The organism is Corynebacterium sp. HMSC074A09 (genome assembly GCF_001811545.1).
Classification (GTDB): domain Bacteria; phylum Actinomycetota; class Actinomycetes; order Mycobacteriales; family Mycobacteriaceae; genus Corynebacterium; species Corynebacterium hiratae.
Map to the genome: position 1 here is coordinate 1 of NZ_KV805122.1, position 821 is coordinate 821.

1 rRNA gene is annotated in these 821 nt (G+C 54.3%); it reads right to left on the reverse strand.

From position 1 onward, the window contains the following. A 23S ribosomal RNA gene (locus tag HMPREF2807_RS02340) occupies positions 1-821 on the reverse strand; the annotation flags it as partial.

Genomic DNA, 821 nt, shown 5'->3' on the forward strand with positions numbered 1-821 from the left:
TTGCCGCGGCTTCGGCGGTGTGCTTGAGCCCCACTACATTGTCGGCGCAGGACCACTCGACCAGTGAGCTATTACGCACTCTTTCAAGGATGGCTGCTTCTAAGCCAACCTCCTGGCTGTCTTCGCGATCCCACATCCTTTTCCACTTAGCACACCCTTAGGGGCCTTAACCGGCGATCTGGGCTGTTTCCCTCTCGACTATGAAGCTTATCCCCCACAGTCTCACTGCCGCACAACACAATTGATGGCATTCGGAGTTTGGCTGACATTGCTAAGATTGTAGTCCCGCTCAACCAACCAGTAGCTCTACCTCCACCAAGCTAATGCGACGCTGCACCTAAATGCATTTCGGGGAGAACCAGCTATCACGGAGTTTGATTGGCCTTTCACCCCTACCCACAACTCATCCCCGCAGTTTTCAACCTACGTGGGTTCGCGCCTCCACAGCATCTTACTACTGCTTCACACTGGCCATGGGTAGATCACCCCGCTTCGGGTCCAGGACATGCCACTAACAACACCCCATTAGGATTCGGTTTCCCTACGGCTACCCCACACGGGTTAACCTCGCGACATGCCGCTGACTCGCAGGCTCATTCTTCAAAAGGCACGCCATCACACACACAAAAGGTGCTCTGACGGATTGTAAGCACATGGTTTCAGGAACTATTTCACTCCCCTCCCGGGGTACTTTTCACCATTCCCTCACGGTACTAATACACTATCGGTCACACTGAGTATTTAGGCTTACCGGGTGGTCCCGGCAGATTCACAGCAGATTCCACGAGCCCGCTGCTACTCGGGCAACCCAACAACTCGCG